The following is a 16,941-nucleotide window of genomic DNA, read 5'->3' as shown; positions in this document are numbered from 1 at the left end:
GCGGCAAGCCAATGCCGGACCGGCTGGTGCTGCTCGGGTCGAAAGGCGGTCCGGCACTGCGGCCGGGCGGGCCGTGGCCGAGCTCGACGCTGCTCGAAATCGGCGGGCGAGCCATCGTCGTCGATTGCGGGCTCGGCGTGACGCGCGGCCTGGTCGATGCCGGTGTCAGCCTGAAGGCACTCGACCTGATCTTCATCACGCATCTGCATTCCGACCATGTGCTGGAACTCGGGCCGCTGATCCACACCGCATGGACGGCTGGCTTGGCGACGCCGGTCACCGTGTTCGGGCCGCCTGGGCTTGGCCACTACTGGCGGCGCTTTTGTCAGGCGATGGAATTCGACATCGAGATCCGCATCGCCGACGAGGGCCGCCCCGATATTCGCGAGTTGGTTTCTGTCGACGAATTCGGCCAAGGGCATGTGGTCGAGGAGCGCGGACTGAAGGTGACGGCACTGCGCGTCGACCATCCGCCGGTGACCGATTGCTTCGCCTTGCGCTTCGAGCATGGGGGAAACAGCGTGGTGTTCTCGGCCGATACTGCTTTCTTTCCGCCGCTGGCCGATTTTGCCGATGGCGCTGCTATCCTCGTCCATGAAGCCATGCTGGAAGAAGGCATCGAGCGGCTGGTTGCCAGAACCGGCAATGGCGCGCGGCTCAGGGAACATCTGCTCGCCAGTCACAGCTTTGCCGAGGAGGCAGGCCGTATCGCCAGCGATGCCGGCGTCAAAAGATTGGTGCTCAATCACCTCATTCCAGCCGACGATACCGAGATCGGCGAGGTCGACTGGATAGCCGCTGTCAGGAAAACATGGGCTGGCGACTTGACGATCGCTCGCGACGGCCTTGTTGTGGAGTTAAGCGGCGCCAAGGCCGCATCAGGAGAGGGAACCGCATGAAGCTTGCCACGCTGAAGGACGGAGCACGCGACGGAAAACTCGTCGTCGTTTCGCGCGACCTGACGCAATACACGGACGCCTCGTTCCTGGCGCGGACGCTGCAGGCCGCACTCGACGACTGGCGCAGGATCTCGCCGCATCTCGCGACCATAGCGGAATCGCTGGAGAACAATGCGATGCCGGCGGCCCGTTTTCACGAGCATGACGCGCATTCGCCGCTGCCGCGCGCCTATCAATGGGCCGACGGCTCGGCCTATGTGAACCATGTCGAACTGGTGCGGAAGGCGCGCGGCGTCGAGATGCCGGCAAGCTTCTGGACCGACCCGCTGATCTACCAGGGTGGCTCGGATTCCTTCGTTGCCCCGCGCGATCCGATCCGTCTAGCGGACGAGGCCTTCGGCATCGACATGGAAGCCGAGATCGCCGTCATCGTCGACGATGTGCCGATGGGCGCCAGCCTCGAGGAAGCGCGCGCCGCGATCCGGCTGGTCATGCTGGTCAACGATGTCACGCTGCGCGCGCTGACCGGGCCGGAACTGGCCAAGGGATTCGGCTTCTTCCAGTCGAAACCGTCCTCCGCCTTCTCTCCGGTCGCGGTGACGCCGGATGAGCTGGGCGATGCCTGGGACGGCGGCAAGGTCAATCTGCTGCTGCTTGCCGACATCAACGGCAAGCCGTTCGGCCGCGCCGATGCCGGTGTCGACATGACCTTCGATTTTCCGGCGCTGATTGCTCACGCCGCCCGCACAAGGCCGCTGGTATCAGGCACCATCATCGGCTCTGGTACGGTGTCCAACAAACTCGACGGCGGCCCGGGCAAGCCGGTCTCTGCGGGCGGAGCCGGTTATTCCTGCATCGCCGAACTGCGCATGATCGAGACCATTGTGTCAGGCGAGCCCAAGACACCTTTCCTGCGCTTCGGCGACACCGTGCGCATCGAGATGAAGGACAGATCAGGGCATTCGATCTTCGGCGCCATCGAGCAGAAGGTCGAGAAATACCAGCGGTAGGCACAATGAGAGGTTTGAGTGATGGACCTGCTGGATTATCTGCGTCGCATGGCGAAGAACAATCTCTGGTCGAACGACCGACTCTATCGCGCCGTGCTTGCGCTGAAGCCCGGTGAATTCGAGGCCGAGCGCACCAACTTTTTCCCGTCGATCAAGGCAACGCTCAACCATGTCCTCGCGGTCGATCATCTCTATCTCGATTTTCTCGAAGACGGCGGCCTCGGTGCGGCTGCCTACGATGACTTCGTGCCTTTCGATGCCGCGCCCGAGCTTTACCTGGCTCAGCTTGCGGCCGACCGGCGGCTGATCGCCTTCTGCGATGGCTTGTCGGAAAGCGATCTCCATCGCCGCGTGATCACCGACCGGCGCGAGGACGGCATGATCCCGGAAAAGATCGGCGATATCCTGGCGCACGTCTTCCTGCACGACATCCACCATCGCGGCCAGGTGCATGCCATGCTCGCGGGTACCTCCGTAGCGCCGCCGCAGTTGGACGAGTTTTTGCTGGATTATGACGTTAAGTTGAGAACAGCGGAGGTCGAACGGCTGGGATTATGAAACGTCATGCCAGCGCGACGTCATAGAGAGCAAATTGCTTGTCCGCTGTCAGGATGGTGAGATTCTCGACCTGCGCTTGGGCGATCAGCAGCCGGTCGAACGGATCACCATGGTGGCGGGGAAGGCGGCCGACAACATGCGCATGCTGAAACGTGATGGTCAGCGGCTGGAATTGCATTCTCGGGAGTAACGCCGGCAGGTCGTCCGGAACGTCGAGTTTGCCGATCGAGCGCTTGATCGCGATTTCCCAAACGCTTGCCGCGCTGGCGTAAACGGTCGCGTCCGATGCAAGGACAGCCCGATGCTCCTCGCTGAGTCGAGGGTCGTCCTTAATAGACCAAAGGATAATTTGCGTATCGGCAAGAAAGGAGCCGGCAGTCATTTGACGTATTCGTCCCATTCGGGACCGAGTTCGTCAAAATCGTCCGCTATCCAAATCTTGCCCTTTAAGGCGCCAATACGGGGCAGGAGATTTTCGCCGAGCGGTGGCACCAGCCGAGCCGCGATCTTGCCGTGACGTGTAAGCACGATCTCTTCGCCAGCTTGCGCACGGCTGATCAGTTCCGACAGTTTTGCCTTGGCTTCTGCAATGGACACATTCATGGGCTCGACCTCTTATGACCAAAATTTAGGTCATAATTAGTCGAGCCGCAAGCGGAGCCGGAGAAATTACTCTGCCGCCTGAACCTTGATCACACCGCGCTTGATCTGGTCCTGCTCGATCGATTCGAACAGCGCGCGGAAATTGCCCTCGCCAAAGCCTTCGTCGCCCTTGCGCTGGATGAACTCGAAGAAGATCGGCCCGATCACGGTCTTCGAAAAGATCTGCAAAAGAATCTTGGTCATGCCGCCGTCGACCACACCTTCGCCGTCGATCAGGATGCCATGCTTCTTCATCCGCTCGATCGGCTCATCATGGCCGTTCACGCGGTCATACGACATGTCATAGTAGGTCTCGGGCGGGCCGGGCATGAATTTCAGCCCGTTCTCCGCGAGCTTGTCGGTGGCGGCGTAGATCTCGTCGGTTCCCACCGCGATGTGCTGGATGCCTTCGCCATTGTACTTCTTCAGATATTCGGCGATCTGGCTGGTTTCATCCTTGGACTCGTTGAGCGGAATGCGGATCTTGCCGCAGGGCGAGGTGATCGCCCGGCTGACTAGGCCCGTGATCTTGCCGTCGATGTCGAAGAAATGGATCTGCTTGAAGCCGAACAGATCGCGGTAGAAATCCCACCATTTGTCCATGTTGCCGCGATAGACATTGTGCGTGAGGTGGTCGAGGAAATAGAAGCCGACCCCTTCCGGCCTGGGGTCGCGTTCGCCCAGCCATTCGAACTCGGCCTCATAAGCCGAGCCCTTCTCCCCATAGGTTTCAATGAAGTAGAGCAGCGAGCCGCCGATGCCGACGATCGCCGGTACGTCGAGCGTCTTGTCGGTGCCTTCGTAAGGCGTGGCGCCTTTCGACACCGCGTGGTTGAAGGCATGCTTGGCGTCGACAACCCGCCACGCCATCGAAGCGGCGCAAGGACCGTGCTTGTCGACGAACTTCATCGCATGTGAGCCGGGCTCGGCGTTGACCACATAGTTGATGTCGCCTTGCCGCCAGACGGTGATGTCCTTGGTGCGGTGCTTCGCCACCGCGACATAGCCCATACGGGTGAAGAGTTCGGCGAGCTTTTCCGGTTCGGAATGCGCGAACTCGACGAATTCGAAACCATCTGTGCCGGCGGGGTTCGCCTTGCTGATCTTGGCGGGCGGCGCATCGTGCGGGAAAGGGCCCATGATAATCCTCCGAAGCTGGTTTGGCCTGAGAAGACCATCATCCATCATAGCGCGGGGCGGTCGCACGGTGCTTGCATTCAAGCGCTTGAAATGATCAAGTCATGCGCAAATCTTGCATGAAACAAGGAAAGATCGTGGACGAGGCGCGTATAGATCAATTCGACCGCAAGATAATGGCGCTGTTGCAGGGCGATGCGCGGCTCACCAACAACGACCTTTCGGAGCGGGTGAACCTGTCGGCCTCGCAATGTTCGCGACGCCGCCAACGGCTGGAGGAAGACGGCTACATCAGGGGCTACCGCGCCGTCCTCGACCGCGACAAGCTCGGCTTCTCGCTGGTGAACGTCATCTCGGTGACCCTGGCCACCCATAATCGTGACAATGCGCGCCGTTTCGGTGAGCTGGTGGCGCGGCTGCCCGAGGTGCAGGAAGCGCATGCGCTGACCGGTGAGATGGACTACATTCTCAAGGTGGTGACGCCCGATCTCAAATCCCTGTCGGAGTTCGTCAATGGCGTGCTCCTGCCGCACGAATCCGTACAGCATGTGAAGACGGCAATCGTGCTGGAGACGCTGAAGGAGACCGGCGCGCTGCCGATCTGATGGCATCCATCCCGGGGCGTCAGCCCTTCGACTGCTGGATCAGCCCATAAAGGTTGGTGCAACGCGCACCTGAGCGGCAATAGGCGAACACCGGGCCTTCGAGTTCGTCCAGCGCCTCGGCCTGGTCCTCGACATTCACAGCCGTGATCTGGCCGCTGATGACCGGGATGTAGCGGAAGGCGAGCCCGGCGGCCTCGACTGCCGCCTTGAGCGTATCGGCCGAAGGCTGGCCGGGCTGCTCATCGTCAGGCCGGTTGCAGATCACGCTCCTGAAGCCGGCGGCCTTGATGGCGGCGACGTCCTCGGGCTGGATCTGGCCTGAGACCGAATAGTCCTCGCTGATCTGGCGGTATTCCATTGTGTCGTCCTCGCAAATCTGGTTGGGCAATCTTGCCACTCTCCGGCATGGGCGGCAATCCATGCCGGGGGATTTCTCTGCCAAATAGCGAGTGCTGACCAGAAAATCCAACCGGACCCAGGGCCCGGTTTGGTCGGAGCGACTCAACTGCCGAGGATCGCGCCTTTGATCTGCGTGATGTTGTTGTGCATCATGTCGATATAGGTCCAGGCCGGGCCGTCGGGCTGCGACAGCGCGTCCGAATAGAGCGTGCCGCCGACCTTGATGCCGGTCTCGCTGGCGATCTGCTCGATCAGGCGCGGATTGGTGATGTTCTCGACGAAGATCGCCGCCGCTTTGTCCTGCTTGACCTGCTCGACCAGCTTGGCGACGTCGGCGGCGGATGGCTCGGAGTCCGTCGAGAGACCTTGGGGGGCGAGGAAGGTGAGGCCGTATTCGTGCTCGAAATAGCCGAAAGCGTCATGCGAGGTGATGACCACGCGCTTTGCCTCGGGGATAGACTGGATCGCCGCCTTGACCTCGTTTTCGAGCGCGTCGAGCTTCTTTGTATAGGCTGCCGCATTGGTCTGGTAGCTGATGCAGCCATCGCTGTCGGCCGCGCAGAAAGCCTCGGCAATGTTCTTTACATAGATCCTGGCATTGGCGATCGACTGGAAGGCGTGCGGGTCGGTGACCGTCTTGCCGCCGCCGGTGCCAGCGCCTTCTGCCGCGTCGGCATCGGCGAATTCAGGCTTGAAGTCGATCGGCGTCACGCTCTTGGTCAAGGTTACGATCGAGGCCTTGGTGGCGCTGGCATCGACGAGGCGCTGCAGAAAACCTTCGAAATGCAGGCCGTTGACCAGCACAATATCGGCGCCCGCCATGGCAACCGCATCGGCAGGGCTCGGCTCATAGACATGCGCGTCGCCGTCGGGGCCGACGATGGTGGTGATGTTGACGCGATCGCCGCCGACATTTCTTGCGAAATCGGCGATGACCGTGAAACTCGCGACCACCTTCAACGGCGCCGCAAAGGCCGACGATGCGCCAAAGGCGGTTAATGTTATAACGCTCAATGTCAGGGCGGCGTGGATCGTTTTCAGCATAAGCGGGGTTCCTTCTAGGGGGTGAGGCGGATCAGGCCGTTCTGTGACGGTGATGGACAATGCGGGCGCGCAGCGCGCCGCGCGTGCCAAACAGGATCGAGCAGAAATAGACCACGCCTGCCGACAGGATTATGGCCGGGCCCGAGGGCAGCGACGCGTGGTAGGACAGAAGCAGCCCGGCGATGCAGGAGGCAAAGCCGATCAGCACGGCCAGCACGCACATCGGTTCGACGCGCGTGGTCCAGAAACGGGCGGCTGCCGCCGGCAGCATCATCAGCCCGACCGAGAGCAGCGTGCCCAGCGCCTGGAAGCCGCCGACGAGGTTGAGCACGACGAGGCCGAGGAAGATGAAATGCACCGGGCTGCCCCATCGGCTGACCGAGCGAAGGAACAGCGGGTCGAGGCATTCGGCAACCAGCGCCCGCCAAAAGATGGCGAGGCTGACGAGTGTCACCACCACGATGCCGCCGATCAGCGTCAGTGCCTCATTGTTGAGCGCCAGAACCGTACCGAACAGCACATGCATGAGGTCGACACTAGAGCCGCGGATGGAAACCATCAGCACGCCGACGGCGAGCGAGATCAGGTAAAAGGCAGCCATGGAGGCGTCCTCGCGCTGGATGGTGAAGCGCGAGACCGCACCCGCACCGAGCGCAACGACGATGCCGGCGATCAGGCCGCCAATGGTCATCGGCAGGATTTCCAGCCCGTAAAGCAGAAAGCCGGCGGCGGCGCCGGGCAGAATGGCGTGCGCCATGGCGTCACCCGAGAGACTCATGCGCCGCAACATCAGGAACACGCCGACAGGACAGGCGCCGAGCGACAGCATCAACGAGCCGAACAGCGCCCGCTGCATGAACGCGAAATCGGCGAAAGGCGCGATGAAGAGATCGTAAAGGACGTTCATCATGCAGCCCTTGGTCCAGCGCCATGATGGTGGTGACGGTCCTGCGCGTGGGCAGGCTCATCATGATCGTGATCATGTCCGTCATGGTCATGATCGTGCCCGCCCGGCTCGCACCACGGCGCGTTCTCTTCCCACGCCTCGTGAAAGCGCCTGGCCCGCAGAAGATTCTCCGGCCGCAGGGTCTCCTTGGTCTCGCCCCAGGCGACAGGCTGGCGGGCCAGCAGCAGCGTCTCGGGGAAATTCTGTCGGACAAGATCGAGGTCGTGGACGACGACCATGATGGTGCGCTCCTCGCCGTGCCAATGCTTGATCAGCGCAATGAGATCGCCCACCGTCTTTGCATCGACAGCGTTGAACGGCTCGTCGAGCAGGATGAGGTCGGCATCCTGCAACAGCACGCGGGCAAACAAGGTGCGTTGCAACTGGCCGCCGGACAGCGTGTCGATCGGGCGCGTCTCGAAGCCGCCGAGGCCGACCGCCATCAGCGCCTTGCTGACGGACTGACGATCTTCCTTCGTATGGCGGCCAAGCAGTCCGCGTCTCGGCCACAGGCCGAGCGAGACCAGATCGACGACCCGGGCCGGAAAGCTTCGATCGAGTTCCGATTGTTGCGGCAGGTAAGCGGCGCGTACGCCGGGCGCCCGCGTCACAGCGCCGGCCATCGGCTTCAGGACGCCGACGATGCCCTTCATCAATGTCGACTTGCCGGAGCCGTTGGCGCCAACGACGGCTGTCAGCGAGCCCTTGCGGATGACGCCGTCCAGATGATGGATTGCCGGATGACTGTTATAGCCAAGCGTCAGGTCACGGAATGTCAGGCAGGTTTCGATCATTTTTTGACGGTCCGTGGGGCGGCGAAGAGCGGCTGCCGGGCAGCGCCGACTGGATATGTGATGTTATTACATTAGTCAACAAGGCAATCGAGCGGAATTGTGGCCGTCGGGCCGACTTGCCGTGATGGTCCCGCACCGCTGGTCCAAGAGGATTGGGACCGCCCCGCCTTGCCCCAAGCCGTTGCCAACTCTAAAGAGGCGCGACCACAAAGCAAGGAATATCCCATGAGCATTCGTCGCATCGATGTTGGCCCGCGCATGAGCCAGATCGTCATTCACGGCAACACCGTCTATCTGGCCGGCCAGGTCGGTGAGCCCGGCGGCAACGTCGCCGCCCAGACCAGGGATATCCTCGCCACCATCGACGAATTGCTGGCCAAGGCCGGCACCGACAAGACCAAGATCGTCCAGGCGATCATCTGGCTGGCCGACATGGGTACCTTCGCCGAGATGAACTCGGAATGGGACAAGTGGGTGCCGCAGGGCCACACGCCCGCCCGCGCCACCGGCGAGGCGAAGCTCGCCGGCCCCGAATATCTGGTCGAGATTATTATTACGGCTGCGCTGTAAAGCGGCTGTAGGTGCCGATCTTCCCCAAGCGGGAGATCGGCTTACCCCTGCGACGGCGTGAACCTTGCCACCAGCGTGTGGCTTTCCGCCGGATAGATGAAGCGCACGTGTGTAACCGGGTGCTCCGCGCTCCAGGTGCGGCGCTCCACGACCAGGCAAGGCGCGCCAGGATCGATATCGAGCACGTCGGCGATAGTCTCATCGGCGGCCATGGCGCGTATCCGATGTTCGGCCTCGCTCCACGGCACGCGGCCGATCAGCCATGGACCCGCCGCGATTTCCAGAAACTCTTCGTCCCCGGCTTCCGCGACCGCCGAAAGATTGATCAGACGTTGCTCGAGTGCGAATGGCCGTTCGCCGGCAAAATGAAGGCCTTCGACCGCCAGCACCGAACCCGCTGCGGACAATCCGAGCAACGCCCTGTCCTCCACGTTGCTGCGCCGCCTCAGGCGTTCCAGCCGTTCGTAGCGATAGGGCAGGCCGAGCGCCTCGACCTCGATCCTGATGTCGTGAAGCTCCAGCACCGCTGCCTGCGATTGCGGCTGGCGGACAAAACTGCCCGACCGGCGGCGGCGTTCAATCAGACCTGCCTTGGCCAACTGCGACAGAGCCTTGTTCACCGTCATGCGTGAGCATTTGTATTCGGCGGTCAGCTCATGTTCGAACGGGATGCGGTGGCCGGGCGCCCAGGTGCCGGACAGGATCTTTTCGCGGATATCGGACAGGATGCGCTGATGCAGCGAGACGGTCTCGCTGTCGTCTATGTCCGTCCGTTCAGCCATGCTCATCTGCGTTAACCCTCGGAAAGCGCAGTCATCACGCTGCGAAACCGTGCGGCGATAGCCCCGCGCTTGGCGTGTCTGCCAGCGCTGACCTGTTTCTTGCCATGCACCCAGACGCAATCGACCTTGCTGCCATTGGCAAAGATCCAGGCATCGAGGATCGCGTCGCCGGTCTTGCCAGCCAGCGAGGGATTACCGACGTCGAGCGAGACGAGATCGGCGGATGCCCCAGTCGCGATTTGCGAGGCGCCGGCACCAAGGGCGACGCCACCGCCGTCAAGCGCTGCGTCGAACAGGGCGCGGCCTGTTGAGCCGCCGGCTACCGCAAGCACATTGCGGGCGCGGTGCGCGAGGCGCTGCGAATATTCGAGCTGGCGCAATTCGTCGGGCAGGCCGATCAGCACATTGGAATCGGAGCCGATGCCGAAGCGGCCGCCATGCTCCCTGAACAATGGCGCGGCAAAGGTGCCGTCACCGAGATTGGCCTCCGTGATCGGGCAAAGGCCGGCAATGGCGCCGGTCTTCGCCATGCCGATGGTCTCGGCATCCGTCATATGGGTGGCGTGAATCAGGCACCAACGCTGGTCGACAGCGGCAGCCCCAAGCAGAAATTCGACCGGACGCGCGCCGGACCAGGCAAGGCAGTCCTCGACTTCCCTGACCTGTTCGGCGATGTGGATGTGGATCGGTCCGTTTGGCGCCATGGCGGTGACTTCGATCAGCTCTTCAGGCGTCGCGGCGCGCAGACTGTGCGGCGCGACGCCGACGACAGCTTGATTCAGCGCGCGAACCGATTCACGGCTTTTCTCCACAAGCCGGGCGAACCGATTCACATCGTTGATGAATCGGCGCTGGCCCTCATTCGGAGCTGCGCCGCCGAAAGAGGAGTGGGCGTAAAACACCGGCAGCAGCGTCAGGCCGATACCCGTTTCGCCAGCCGCGGCAGCGATGCGCTCGGCCATCTCGGCTGGGTTGGCATAGGGTTGTCCATCCCGATCATGGTGCAGATAATGAAATTCGCCGACGCGGGAAAAACCGGCCTCCAGCATTTCGACATAGAGCTGCGCCGCCACCGCCTCGACTTGGTCGGGAGTCATCGACAGCGCGAAGCGGTACATCACCTCGCGCCAGCTCCAGAAACTGTCGGCGGAGGGGCCTCGCAACTCGGCAAGGCCGGCCATGCCGCGCTGGAAGGCGTGGCTGTGCAGGTTGGGCATGCCTGGCAGCAGAATGGAATGGCGTTCATCACCGGGCAAGGCGGCGGCTTCAGGCTCCACGGCCGTAATGCGCCCATTGGCAAAAGTGATCCGCACATTGTTGTGCCAGCCGTTAGGAAGAAGCGCCTGTTCCGCAAAGATATCGGTCACTTTTCTCTCCGCTTTCCGGTCTCGTATGTGATGATGGCACTTGCAGTGCGTTTCAATATGTATATACATAATCGCCACCGATTGAAACGGAAAAGATGATGGCCGTAGAGAGCAGCAAAAACCACGCAGGGGGGCTTCGCCTGTGGCGCAATGCGCGTTTGGCGACCATGGCTGAAAATTCTGCCGGATTGGGTATCGTCGAGCATGGTGCGCTCGCCGCGCGCGACGGCCGCATTATCTATGCCGGTCCGCAATCCGAGATGCCCTCGGCTTTTGCCCAAGGCGAGATCATCGATTGCGAGGGCCGCTGGATTACGCCCGGCCTGATCGACTGCCACACCCATCTGATCCATGCTGGCAACCGCGCCAATGAATTCGAGATGCGGCTGGCCGGCGCCACCTATGAGGAAGTCGCCAGGGCCGGCGGTGGCATCGTCTCGTCGGTCAAATCCCTGCGTGCTGCCAGTGAGGGCGACCTGGTTGCCCAGACGCTGCCGCGCCTCGATGCGCTGATTGCCGAGGGCGTAACCACAGTGGAAGTAAAGTCGGGCTATGGCCTCGATCTCGAAAACGAGAAGAAATCGCTGCGCGCCGCGCGACAGCTGGGCAATGAACGCCCGGTGACGGTTCGCACCACATGTCTCGCAGCCCACGCGCTGCCGCCGGAAGCCAAGGGCGACAAGGATGCCTTCATCGATCTCGTCGCCAAAATGATCCTTCCCGGCGTCGTCGAGGAAGGCTTGGCCGATGCCGTCGATGGGTTCTGTGAAGGCATCGCCTTTTCGCCGGAGCAGATGGCGCGCGTTTTCGATGTCGCCCAGGCGGCTGGCTTGCCCGTCAAACTCCACGCCGACCAGCTGTCCAATCTGCATGGCGCTGAACTTGCCGCCCGCTATGGCGCGTTGTCGGCCGACCATCTCGAATATACCGACGAGGCAGGCGCGGTGGCAATGGCCAAGGCGGGGACCGTGGCGACGATCCTGCCCGGCGCCTACTACTTCATCCGCGAGACCAAGAAGCCACCGATCGGCCTGTTTCGCCAGCATTGCGTCAGAATGGCTGTTGCCACCGACAACAATCCCGGCACCTCGCCGCTGACCTCGCTGCTTCTGACCATGAACATGGCGGCCACCCTGTTCGGCATGACGGTCGACGAATGTCTTGCTGGCGTCACCCGCGAAGCCGCGCGTGCGCTGGGGCTGCTCGGCGAGACCGGCACGCTGGTATCAGGCAAATCCGCCGATTTGGCGATCTGGGACATCGAGCGCCCCGCCGAACTCGTCTACCGCATGGGCTTCAACCCGCTGCATGCCCGCATCTGGAGAGGACAATGACCGAACTGACCCTGAAGCCCGGCAATGCGACGCTGGCCGACTGGCGCGCCATATACCGTGGCGCCGTGCCGAAACTGGACGATGCCTGCCGTCCGAAAATCAAGGCGAGTGCCGAAGCTGTCGCGCGCATCGTTGCCAAGGGTGAGCCGGTCTATGGCATCAACACTGGTTTCGGCAAGCTGGCCAGCGTGCGCATCCCCGCCGACGATCTCGAGACGCTGCAGCGCAACATCGTGCTTTCGCATGCCGCGGGCGTGGGCGAGCCGATGCCCGTTGCCGTTGCCCGGCTGATGATGGCGCTGAAACTTGCGAGCCTCGCGCAGGGCGCCTCCGGCGTGCGCTCGCAGACCATCGAGCTGCTTGAAGCGATGCTGGCCAACGACGTCATCCCGGTCGTGCCGGCGCAAGGTTCGGTCGGCGCCTCCGGCGACCTTGCCCCGCTGTCGCATATGACGGCGGTGATGATCGGCGTCGGCGAATGCTTTACTCCGCATGGCCGTTTCCCGGCCAAGGTTGCCTTCGTCTCGCACGGGCTGGAGCCCGTGACATTGGGTGCCAAGGAGGGCCTTGCGCTGCTCAACGGCACGCAGTTTTCGACGGCCTATGCACTGGCCGCTTTGTTCGATGCCGAGGTGCTCTACCAGTCGGCGCTTGTCGCCGGCGCGCTTTCGACCGACGCGGCAAAGGGTTCCGACGCGCCGTTCGACCCGCGCATTCATCTGTTGAGAAAGCACCGTGGCCAGATCGAGACCGCGGACGCGCTGCGCGATTTGATGGCCGGCAGCGCCATCCGCGAGTCGCACCGGGTGGGCGACGAGCGTGTGCAGGATCCCTATTGCCTGCGTTGCCAGCCGCAAGTGATGGGCGCGGCGCTCGATGTGCTGCGCAAGGCCGCCGATACGCTCGAAACCGAGGCCAATGGCGTCACCGACAATCCGCTGATCTTCGCAGAAGACGATACTGCTCTGTCCGGCGGCAATTTCCACGCCGAGCCGGTGGCGTTCGCCGCCGACATGATCGCGCTGGCCGTCTGCGAGATCGGCTCGCTATCGGAACGCCGCATCGCCATGCTGGTCGATCCCGCGCTGTCAGGCATGCCCGCTTTCCTGACGCCCAAGCCCGGTCTGAACTCCGGCTTCATGATCCCGCAGGTTACGGCGGCCGCGCTTGTTTCGGAAAACAAGCAGAAGGCCTATCCGGCCAGCGTCGATTCCATCCCGACCTCGGCCAACCAGGAAGACCACGTCTCGATGGCCGCGCATGGCGCACGCCGCCTGATCGGCATGGTCGAGAATGCAACCGCGGTGATCGGCATCGAGTTGCTGGCCGCCGCGCAAGGCTGTGATTTCCATCAGCCGCTGGCGTCGAGCGCAGCACTGGAAGCCGTGCGCAAGCTGGTTCGCGCCGAGGTGCCGCATCTCGATAACGACCGGCATTTCCATCCCGACATGGAAAAGGCGATCGCCATGGTGCGCAGCGGTGCGGTTGTGAAAGCCGCGAGCGCGGTGGCACTGCCCTCGATTGCCGGAGCGGCGTGATGACGGCCACCCCTTGGCTCACGGTCACACGCGGCACGGCGCCGCTGCTGGTGTCGATCCCGCACACCGGTATCGACCTCGCCGGCCTCGAAAACCGGCTGGCCTCGCCTTGGCTCGGCCGTCGTGATTGCGACTGGTGGATCGACGATCTCTATGATTTCGCCGCCGATCTCGGCGCCACTGTCGTGCACACCGCGATCTCGCGCACCGTCATCGACGTCAACCGCGATCCATCCGGCGCCTCGCTCTATCCCGGCCAGGCAACCACCGGCCTGTGCCCGACCGAAACCTTCGACGGCGACCCGCTCTACCGCGACGGCGAAGAGCCGGGGCCGTCGGAGATCGACGAGCGTCGGCAGAAGTTCTTTGCACCCTATCACGCCGCCTTGCAGGCCGAGATCGACAGGTTGCGCACCTTGCATGGCAAGATTGTCCTCTATGACTGCCATTCGATCCGCTCGGTGCTGCCACGCCTGTTCGAAGGCACGCTGCCGGTGTTCAATCTCGGCACGAATGACGGCAAGAGCGCCGATCCGACGTTGCAGGCGATGGTCAACCAGATCATGGCCGAAACCGGCGAGACTTTTGTCGTCAACGGACGCTTCAAGGGTGGGTGGATAACGCGCCATTTTGGCCAGCCGCTACAGGGCGTGCACGCGCTGCAGATGGAACTCTCCAATCGAGGCTATATGCGCGAGCCCGAGGGGAAGGGCACGCCGGACAATTGGCCGGTGCCCTACGACGCCGCGTTCGCCGCTCCGATCCGCGCCACGCTGACGCGAATTCTTCAAACCGCCATTGACTGGGCCGGGCACTGACGCGCCGCCTCGTCCGAAAGGGACAATGATGAACAATCCCCGTCACAACATACGCGAAGTGCGCGCCCCGCGCGGCGACAAGCTCAATGCCAGGTATTGGACCACCGAAGCGCCGCTGCGCATGCTGATGAACAACCTCGACCCGGACGTTGCCGAAAACCCCAACGAACTGGTCGTCTACGGCGGCATCGGCCGGGCGGCGCGGACCTGGAACGATTTCGACCAGATCGTTGCTTCGCTGAAGATGCTTGGCGAGGACGAGACGCTGCTGGTGCAGTCGGGCAAGCCGGTCGGCGTGTTTCGCACCCACCCGGACGCGCCACGCGTGCTCATCGCCAACTCCAATCTGGTGCCGCACTGGGCGACCTGGGAGAAATTCAACGAGCTCGATAAAAAGGGCCTGATGATGTACGGCCAGATGACGGCCGGCTCCTGGATCTACATCGGCACGCAAGGCATCGTGCAGGGCACCTACGAGACCTTCGTCGAGGCCGGCCGCCAGCATTATGGCGGCAATCTCAGGGGAAAATGGATATTGACCGGCGGCCTCGGCGGCATGGGCGGCGCGCAGCCGTTGGCCGCCGTCATGGCCGGCGCCTGCTGCCTGGCGATCGAATGCAATCCCGACTCGATCGATTTCCGCCTGCGCACCCGCTATGTCGACGAGAGAGCCGAGACGCTCGACGAAGCCATGGAAATGATCGAGCGCTGGACCAAGGCCGGCGAGGCGAAGTCCGTCGGCCTGCTCGGCAACGCCGCCGAGATCGTACCCGAAATGTTCCGTCGCGGCATCCGCCCCGACATGGTCACCGATCAGACCTCTGCCCACGACCCCATCAACGGCTATCTGCCGAAGGGCTGGACGATTGCCGAGTGGCGCGAAAAGCGTGTCAGCGACCCCAGGGCGGTCGAGAAGGCGGCTCGCGCCTCCATGCGCGAACATGTCGAGGCGATGGTGGCGTTCTGGAACGCCGGCGTGCCGACGCTCGACTATGGCAACAATATTCGCCAGGTCGCCAAGGATGAAGGGTTTGAAAACGCCTTTGCCTTCCCCGGTTTCGTGCCGGCCTATATCCGTCCGCTCTTTTGCCGCGGCATCGGCCCGTTCCGCTGGGCGGCACTCTCCGGCGATCCGGAGGACATCTACAAGACGGACGCCAAGGTCCGCGAGCTCACCCCCGGCAACACCCATCTGCACAATTGGCTGGACATGGCCCGCGAGCGGATTTCCTTTCAGGGGTTGCCGGCGCGCATCTGCTGGGTTGGCCTCGGCGACCGGCACCGGCTGGGTCTCGCCTTCAACGAGATGGTGGCCAAGGGCGAACTGAAGGCGCCCGTCGTCATCGGCCGCGATCACCTCGATTCCGGTTCGGTCGCCTCGCCGAACCGCGAGACGGAAGCGATGAAGGACGGTTCGGACGCCGTGTCCGATTGGCCGCTGCTCAATGCGTTGCTCAACACAGCTTCGGGCGCCACCTGGGTGTCGCTGCATCATGGTGGCGGCGTCGGCATGGGTTTCTCGCAGCATGCCGGCATGGTTATCGTTGCCGACGGCACGCCGGATGCTGCAAGGCGCCTGGAACGGGTGTTGTGGAACGACCCGGCGACCGGCGTCATGCGCCACGCCGATGCCGGCTATGACATTGCGATCGAATGCGCCAAGGAGCACCAGCTCAACCTGCCTGGCATTTTGGGCTAAGCCATGCGCGTTCTTCGTGCCGCCGACTACCGCGTCATGCCGTGGAAGAACGGCGGCGGTACGACGACCGAGATCGCCGTCTCGCCCGCTGGCGCTGGGCTCGACGATTTCGACTGGCGCGTCTCGATGGCCCGGGTCGAGACGAGCGGGCCGTTCTCCAGCTTTGCCGGCATCGACCGCACCCTGTCGGTTCTGGAAGGCGAGGGGATCGTGCTTAATGTCGCCGGCCGTCCGCCCGAGCGGATGACAGTTGCTTCCCAGCCTTTTTCCTTTCCAGCCGACCAGCCGACGAGTGCCGCGCTGATCGCCGGCCCGATTACCGATCTCAACGTCATGACCCGCCGCGGCCGCATGTTGCATCAAGTCGAACGCCTGCCGGTTTCGGCGCCTGTGGAAATCTCGACCGAGACCTGTTCCACCCTCATCCTTTGCCACAGAGGCCATGCCATTTTCGCCGGCGCCACGCCTATCCGCCTCGAGCCGCTCGACACCCTGCTGCTCGGGCCGGATGTGCCTATCTTGCGGGTTGAGCCCGCCCCGGATGCGACCCTTTTCGTGGTCCGCATAATCAGGGCCGCCTGACGGGTTTGCCGCCAACGGTTACCGCCTGTTTCCAAACATGATCGCGATGCCGGCGAAATATAGCGTACACTGACGATGGCATCACGAAAAAGCCCGAATCCTCTCCGTCGATCGGTCCCGACGGGAGCGAGGGGCGCTCGTCTTTGAGTTGGTCGAAAGATGACGCTCCGTCGTGGTGCGGAAACAAACTTTCGGCATAGGGGTTGATGCAGCCGAT

At 62.9% G+C, this 16,941-nt stretch carries 19 protein-coding genes; 10 read left to right on the top strand and 9 right to left on the bottom strand.

Going from position 1 to position 16,941, the window contains the following annotated elements:
- The first annotated feature begins 11 nt into the window (after positions 1-11).
- The 3 genes from LB516_RS04295 to LB516_RS04285 are packed head-to-tail and all read left to right on the top strand — an operon-like array spanning position 12 to position 2,467.
- Entirely contained in the window at positions 12-899 is an 888-nt protein-coding gene (locus LB516_RS04295; RefSeq protein ID WP_224641543.1) for an MBL fold metallo-hydrolase, read from the top strand.
- Entirely contained in the window at positions 896-1,909 is a 1,014-nt protein-coding gene (locus LB516_RS04290; protein WP_224719003.1) for a fumarylacetoacetate hydrolase family protein, read from the top strand. The genes LB516_RS04295 and LB516_RS04290 overlap by 4 nt, the downstream gene beginning before the upstream one ends.
- Positions 1,910-1,930: 21 nt before the next feature.
- The gene (locus LB516_RS04285; protein WP_224719181.1) at positions 1,931-2,467 is read left to right on the top strand and encodes a DinB family protein; all 537 of its coding nucleotides are present in this window, start codon (positions 1,931-1,933) and stop codon (positions 2,465-2,467) included.
- Between the two features lie 4 nt (positions 2,468-2,471).
- Here LB516_RS04285 and LB516_RS04280 read toward each other — a convergent pair whose 3' ends face one another.
- From LB516_RS04280 to hppD, 3 genes are all read right to left on the bottom strand, one after another.
- On the bottom strand, positions 2,472-2,849 hold the full coding sequence (locus LB516_RS04280; protein ID WP_015318320.1) for a type II toxin-antitoxin system VapC family toxin: 378 nt from the start codon (positions 2,847-2,849) through the stop codon (positions 2,472-2,474).
- Entirely contained in the window at positions 2,846-3,070 is a 225-nt protein-coding gene (locus LB516_RS04275; RefSeq protein ID WP_015318319.1) for a type II toxin-antitoxin system Phd/YefM family antitoxin, read from the bottom strand. Before LB516_RS04275 ends, LB516_RS04280 begins: the two co-directional genes overlap by 4 nt.
- A gap of 66 nt (positions 3,071-3,136) precedes the next feature.
- The gene (gene hppD, locus LB516_RS04270) at positions 3,137-4,249 is read right to left on the bottom strand and encodes a 4-hydroxyphenylpyruvate dioxygenase (RefSeq protein WP_224719002.1); all 1,113 of its coding nucleotides are present in this window, start codon (positions 4,247-4,249) and stop codon (positions 3,137-3,139) included.
- Between the two features lie 134 nt (positions 4,250-4,383).
- On the opposite strand from hppD, the gene LB516_RS04265 reads away from it, so the two are divergent.
- The gene (locus LB516_RS04265; protein ID WP_027153898.1) at positions 4,384-4,851 is read left to right on the top strand and encodes an Lrp/AsnC family transcriptional regulator; all 468 of its coding nucleotides are present in this window, start codon (positions 4,384-4,386) and stop codon (positions 4,849-4,851) included.
- Positions 4,852-4,870: 19 nt separating this feature from the next.
- On the opposite strand, the gene LB516_RS04260 is transcribed toward LB516_RS04265, so the two are convergent.
- From LB516_RS04260 to aztA, 4 genes are all read right to left on the bottom strand, one after another.
- Positions 4,871-5,209 (bottom strand): TIGR01244 family sulfur transferase, encoded by a 339-nt coding sequence (locus tag LB516_RS04260; protein WP_224719180.1) that lies wholly within the window; start codon positions 5,207-5,209, stop codon positions 4,871-4,873.
- Between the two features lie 143 nt (positions 5,210-5,352).
- A complete protein-coding gene (gene aztC / locus LB516_RS04255) occupies positions 5,353-6,294 on the bottom strand; it encodes a zinc ABC transporter substrate-binding protein AztC (protein ID WP_224719001.1) in 942 nt (313 codons plus the stop codon).
- Between the two features lie 31 nt (positions 6,295-6,325).
- Positions 6,326-7,201 (bottom strand): zinc ABC transporter permease AztB, encoded by an 876-nt coding sequence (gene aztB / locus LB516_RS04250; protein WP_224719179.1) that lies wholly within the window; start codon positions 7,199-7,201, stop codon positions 6,326-6,328.
- Entirely contained in the window at positions 7,201-8,034 is an 834-nt protein-coding gene (aztA, locus tag LB516_RS04245; protein ID WP_224719000.1) for a zinc ABC transporter ATP-binding protein AztA, read from the bottom strand. Before aztA ends, aztB begins: the two co-directional genes overlap by 1 nt.
- Positions 8,035-8,259: 225 nt before the next feature.
- Here aztA and LB516_RS04240 point away from each other — a divergent pair, with 225 nt between their 5' ends.
- Complete coding sequence (locus LB516_RS04240) at positions 8,260-8,604, top strand: RidA family protein (protein ID WP_023773346.1); 345 nt, start codon at positions 8,260-8,262, stop codon at positions 8,602-8,604.
- A gap of 41 nt (positions 8,605-8,645) precedes the next feature.
- On the opposite strand, the gene hutC is transcribed toward LB516_RS04240, so the two are convergent.
- Positions 8,646-9,392: a histidine utilization repressor gene (hutC, locus tag LB516_RS04235; protein ID WP_181171479.1), complete on the bottom strand. Its 747-nt coding sequence runs from the start codon at positions 9,390-9,392 to the stop codon at positions 8,646-8,648.
- Between the two features lie 5 nt (positions 9,393-9,397).
- Positions 9,398-10,753 carry a formimidoylglutamate deiminase gene (locus tag LB516_RS04230; protein WP_224718999.1) on the bottom strand — a complete coding sequence of 452 codons (1,356 nt, stop codon included), beginning with the start codon at positions 10,751-10,753 and terminating at the stop codon, positions 9,398-9,400.
- Positions 10,754-10,851: 98 nt separating this feature from the next.
- Here LB516_RS04230 and hutI point away from each other — a divergent pair, with 98 nt between their 5' ends.
- The 5 genes from hutI to LB516_RS04205 are packed head-to-tail and all read left to right on the top strand — an operon-like array spanning position 10,852 to position 16,724.
- Positions 10,852-12,087 (top strand): imidazolonepropionase, encoded by a 1,236-nt coding sequence (hutI, locus tag LB516_RS04225; protein WP_224718998.1) that lies wholly within the window; start codon positions 10,852-10,854, stop codon positions 12,085-12,087.
- Complete coding sequence (gene hutH / locus LB516_RS04220) at positions 12,084-13,625, top strand: histidine ammonia-lyase (RefSeq protein ID WP_140824559.1); 1,542 nt, start codon at positions 12,084-12,086, stop codon at positions 13,623-13,625. Before hutI ends, hutH begins: the two co-directional genes overlap by 4 nt.
- Positions 13,625-14,443 (top strand): N-formylglutamate deformylase, encoded by an 819-nt coding sequence (gene hutG, locus LB516_RS04215; RefSeq protein ID WP_224718997.1) that lies wholly within the window; start codon positions 13,625-13,627, stop codon positions 14,441-14,443. The genes hutH and hutG overlap by 1 nt, the downstream gene beginning before the upstream one ends.
- Before the next feature lie 28 nt (positions 14,444-14,471).
- Positions 14,472-16,142 (top strand): urocanate hydratase, encoded by a 1,671-nt coding sequence (gene hutU, locus LB516_RS04210; protein WP_140720852.1) that lies wholly within the window; start codon positions 14,472-14,474, stop codon positions 16,140-16,142.
- Positions 16,143-16,145: 3 nt separating this feature from the next.
- The gene (locus LB516_RS04205; protein WP_224718996.1) at positions 16,146-16,724 is read left to right on the top strand and encodes a HutD family protein; all 579 of its coding nucleotides are present in this window, start codon (positions 16,146-16,148) and stop codon (positions 16,722-16,724) included.
- Positions 16,725-16,941: the final 217 nt, after the last annotated feature.

This window comes from Mesorhizobium sp. CO1-1-7 (assembly GCF_020164885.1).
GTDB lineage: Bacteria > Pseudomonadota > Alphaproteobacteria > Rhizobiales > Rhizobiaceae > Mesorhizobium > Mesorhizobium australicum.
This window is presented reverse-complemented; position numbering and strand designations above follow the sequence as displayed.

Coding starts and splice junctions, on each gene's coding strand:
- aztB (WP_224719179.1), bottom strand. CDS start 7,201: ATGAACGTCCTTTACGATCTCTTCATCGCGCCTTTCGCCGATTTCGCG.
- LB516_RS04240 (WP_023773346.1), top strand. CDS start 8,260: ATGAGCATTCGTCGCATCGATGTTGGCCCGCGCATGAGCCAGATCGTC.
- hutU (WP_140720852.1), top strand. CDS start 14,472: ATGAACAATCCCCGTCACAACATACGCGAAGTGCGCGCCCCGCGCGGC.
- hutH (WP_140824559.1), top strand. CDS start 12,084: ATGACCGAACTGACCCTGAAGCCCGGCAATGCGACGCTGGCCGACTGG.
- LB516_RS04295 (WP_224641543.1), top strand. CDS start 12: ATGCCGGACCGGCTGGTGCTGCTCGGGTCGAAAGGCGGTCCGGCACTG.
- LB516_RS04290 (WP_224719003.1), top strand. CDS start 896: ATGAAGCTTGCCACGCTGAAGGACGGAGCACGCGACGGAAAACTCGTC.
- hppD (WP_224719002.1), bottom strand. CDS start 4,249: ATGGGCCCTTTCCCGCACGATGCGCCGCCCGCCAAGATCAGCAAGGCG.
- aztA (WP_224719000.1), bottom strand. CDS start 8,034: ATGATCGAAACCTGCCTGACATTCCGTGACCTGACGCTTGGCTATAAC.
- LB516_RS04205 (WP_224718996.1), top strand. CDS start 16,146: ATGCGCGTTCTTCGTGCCGCCGACTACCGCGTCATGCCGTGGAAGAAC.
- hutG (WP_224718997.1), top strand. CDS start 13,625: ATGACGGCCACCCCTTGGCTCACGGTCACACGCGGCACGGCGCCGCTG.
- LB516_RS04285 (WP_224719181.1), top strand. CDS start 1,931: ATGGACCTGCTGGATTATCTGCGTCGCATGGCGAAGAACAATCTCTGG.
- hutI (WP_224718998.1), top strand. CDS start 10,852: ATGGCCGTAGAGAGCAGCAAAAACCACGCAGGGGGGCTTCGCCTGTGG.
- hutC (WP_181171479.1), bottom strand. CDS start 9,392: ATGAGCATGGCTGAACGGACGGACATAGACGACAGCGAGACCGTCTCG.
- LB516_RS04275 (WP_015318319.1), bottom strand. CDS start 3,070: ATGAATGTGTCCATTGCAGAAGCCAAGGCAAAACTGTCGGAACTGATC.
- LB516_RS04280 (WP_015318320.1), bottom strand. CDS start 2,849: ATGACTGCCGGCTCCTTTCTTGCCGATACGCAAATTATCCTTTGGTCT.
- aztC (WP_224719001.1), bottom strand. CDS start 6,294: ATGCTGAAAACGATCCACGCCGCCCTGACATTGAGCGTTATAACATTA.
- LB516_RS04260 (WP_224719180.1), bottom strand. CDS start 5,209: ATGGAATACCGCCAGATCAGCGAGGACTATTCGGTCTCAGGCCAGATC.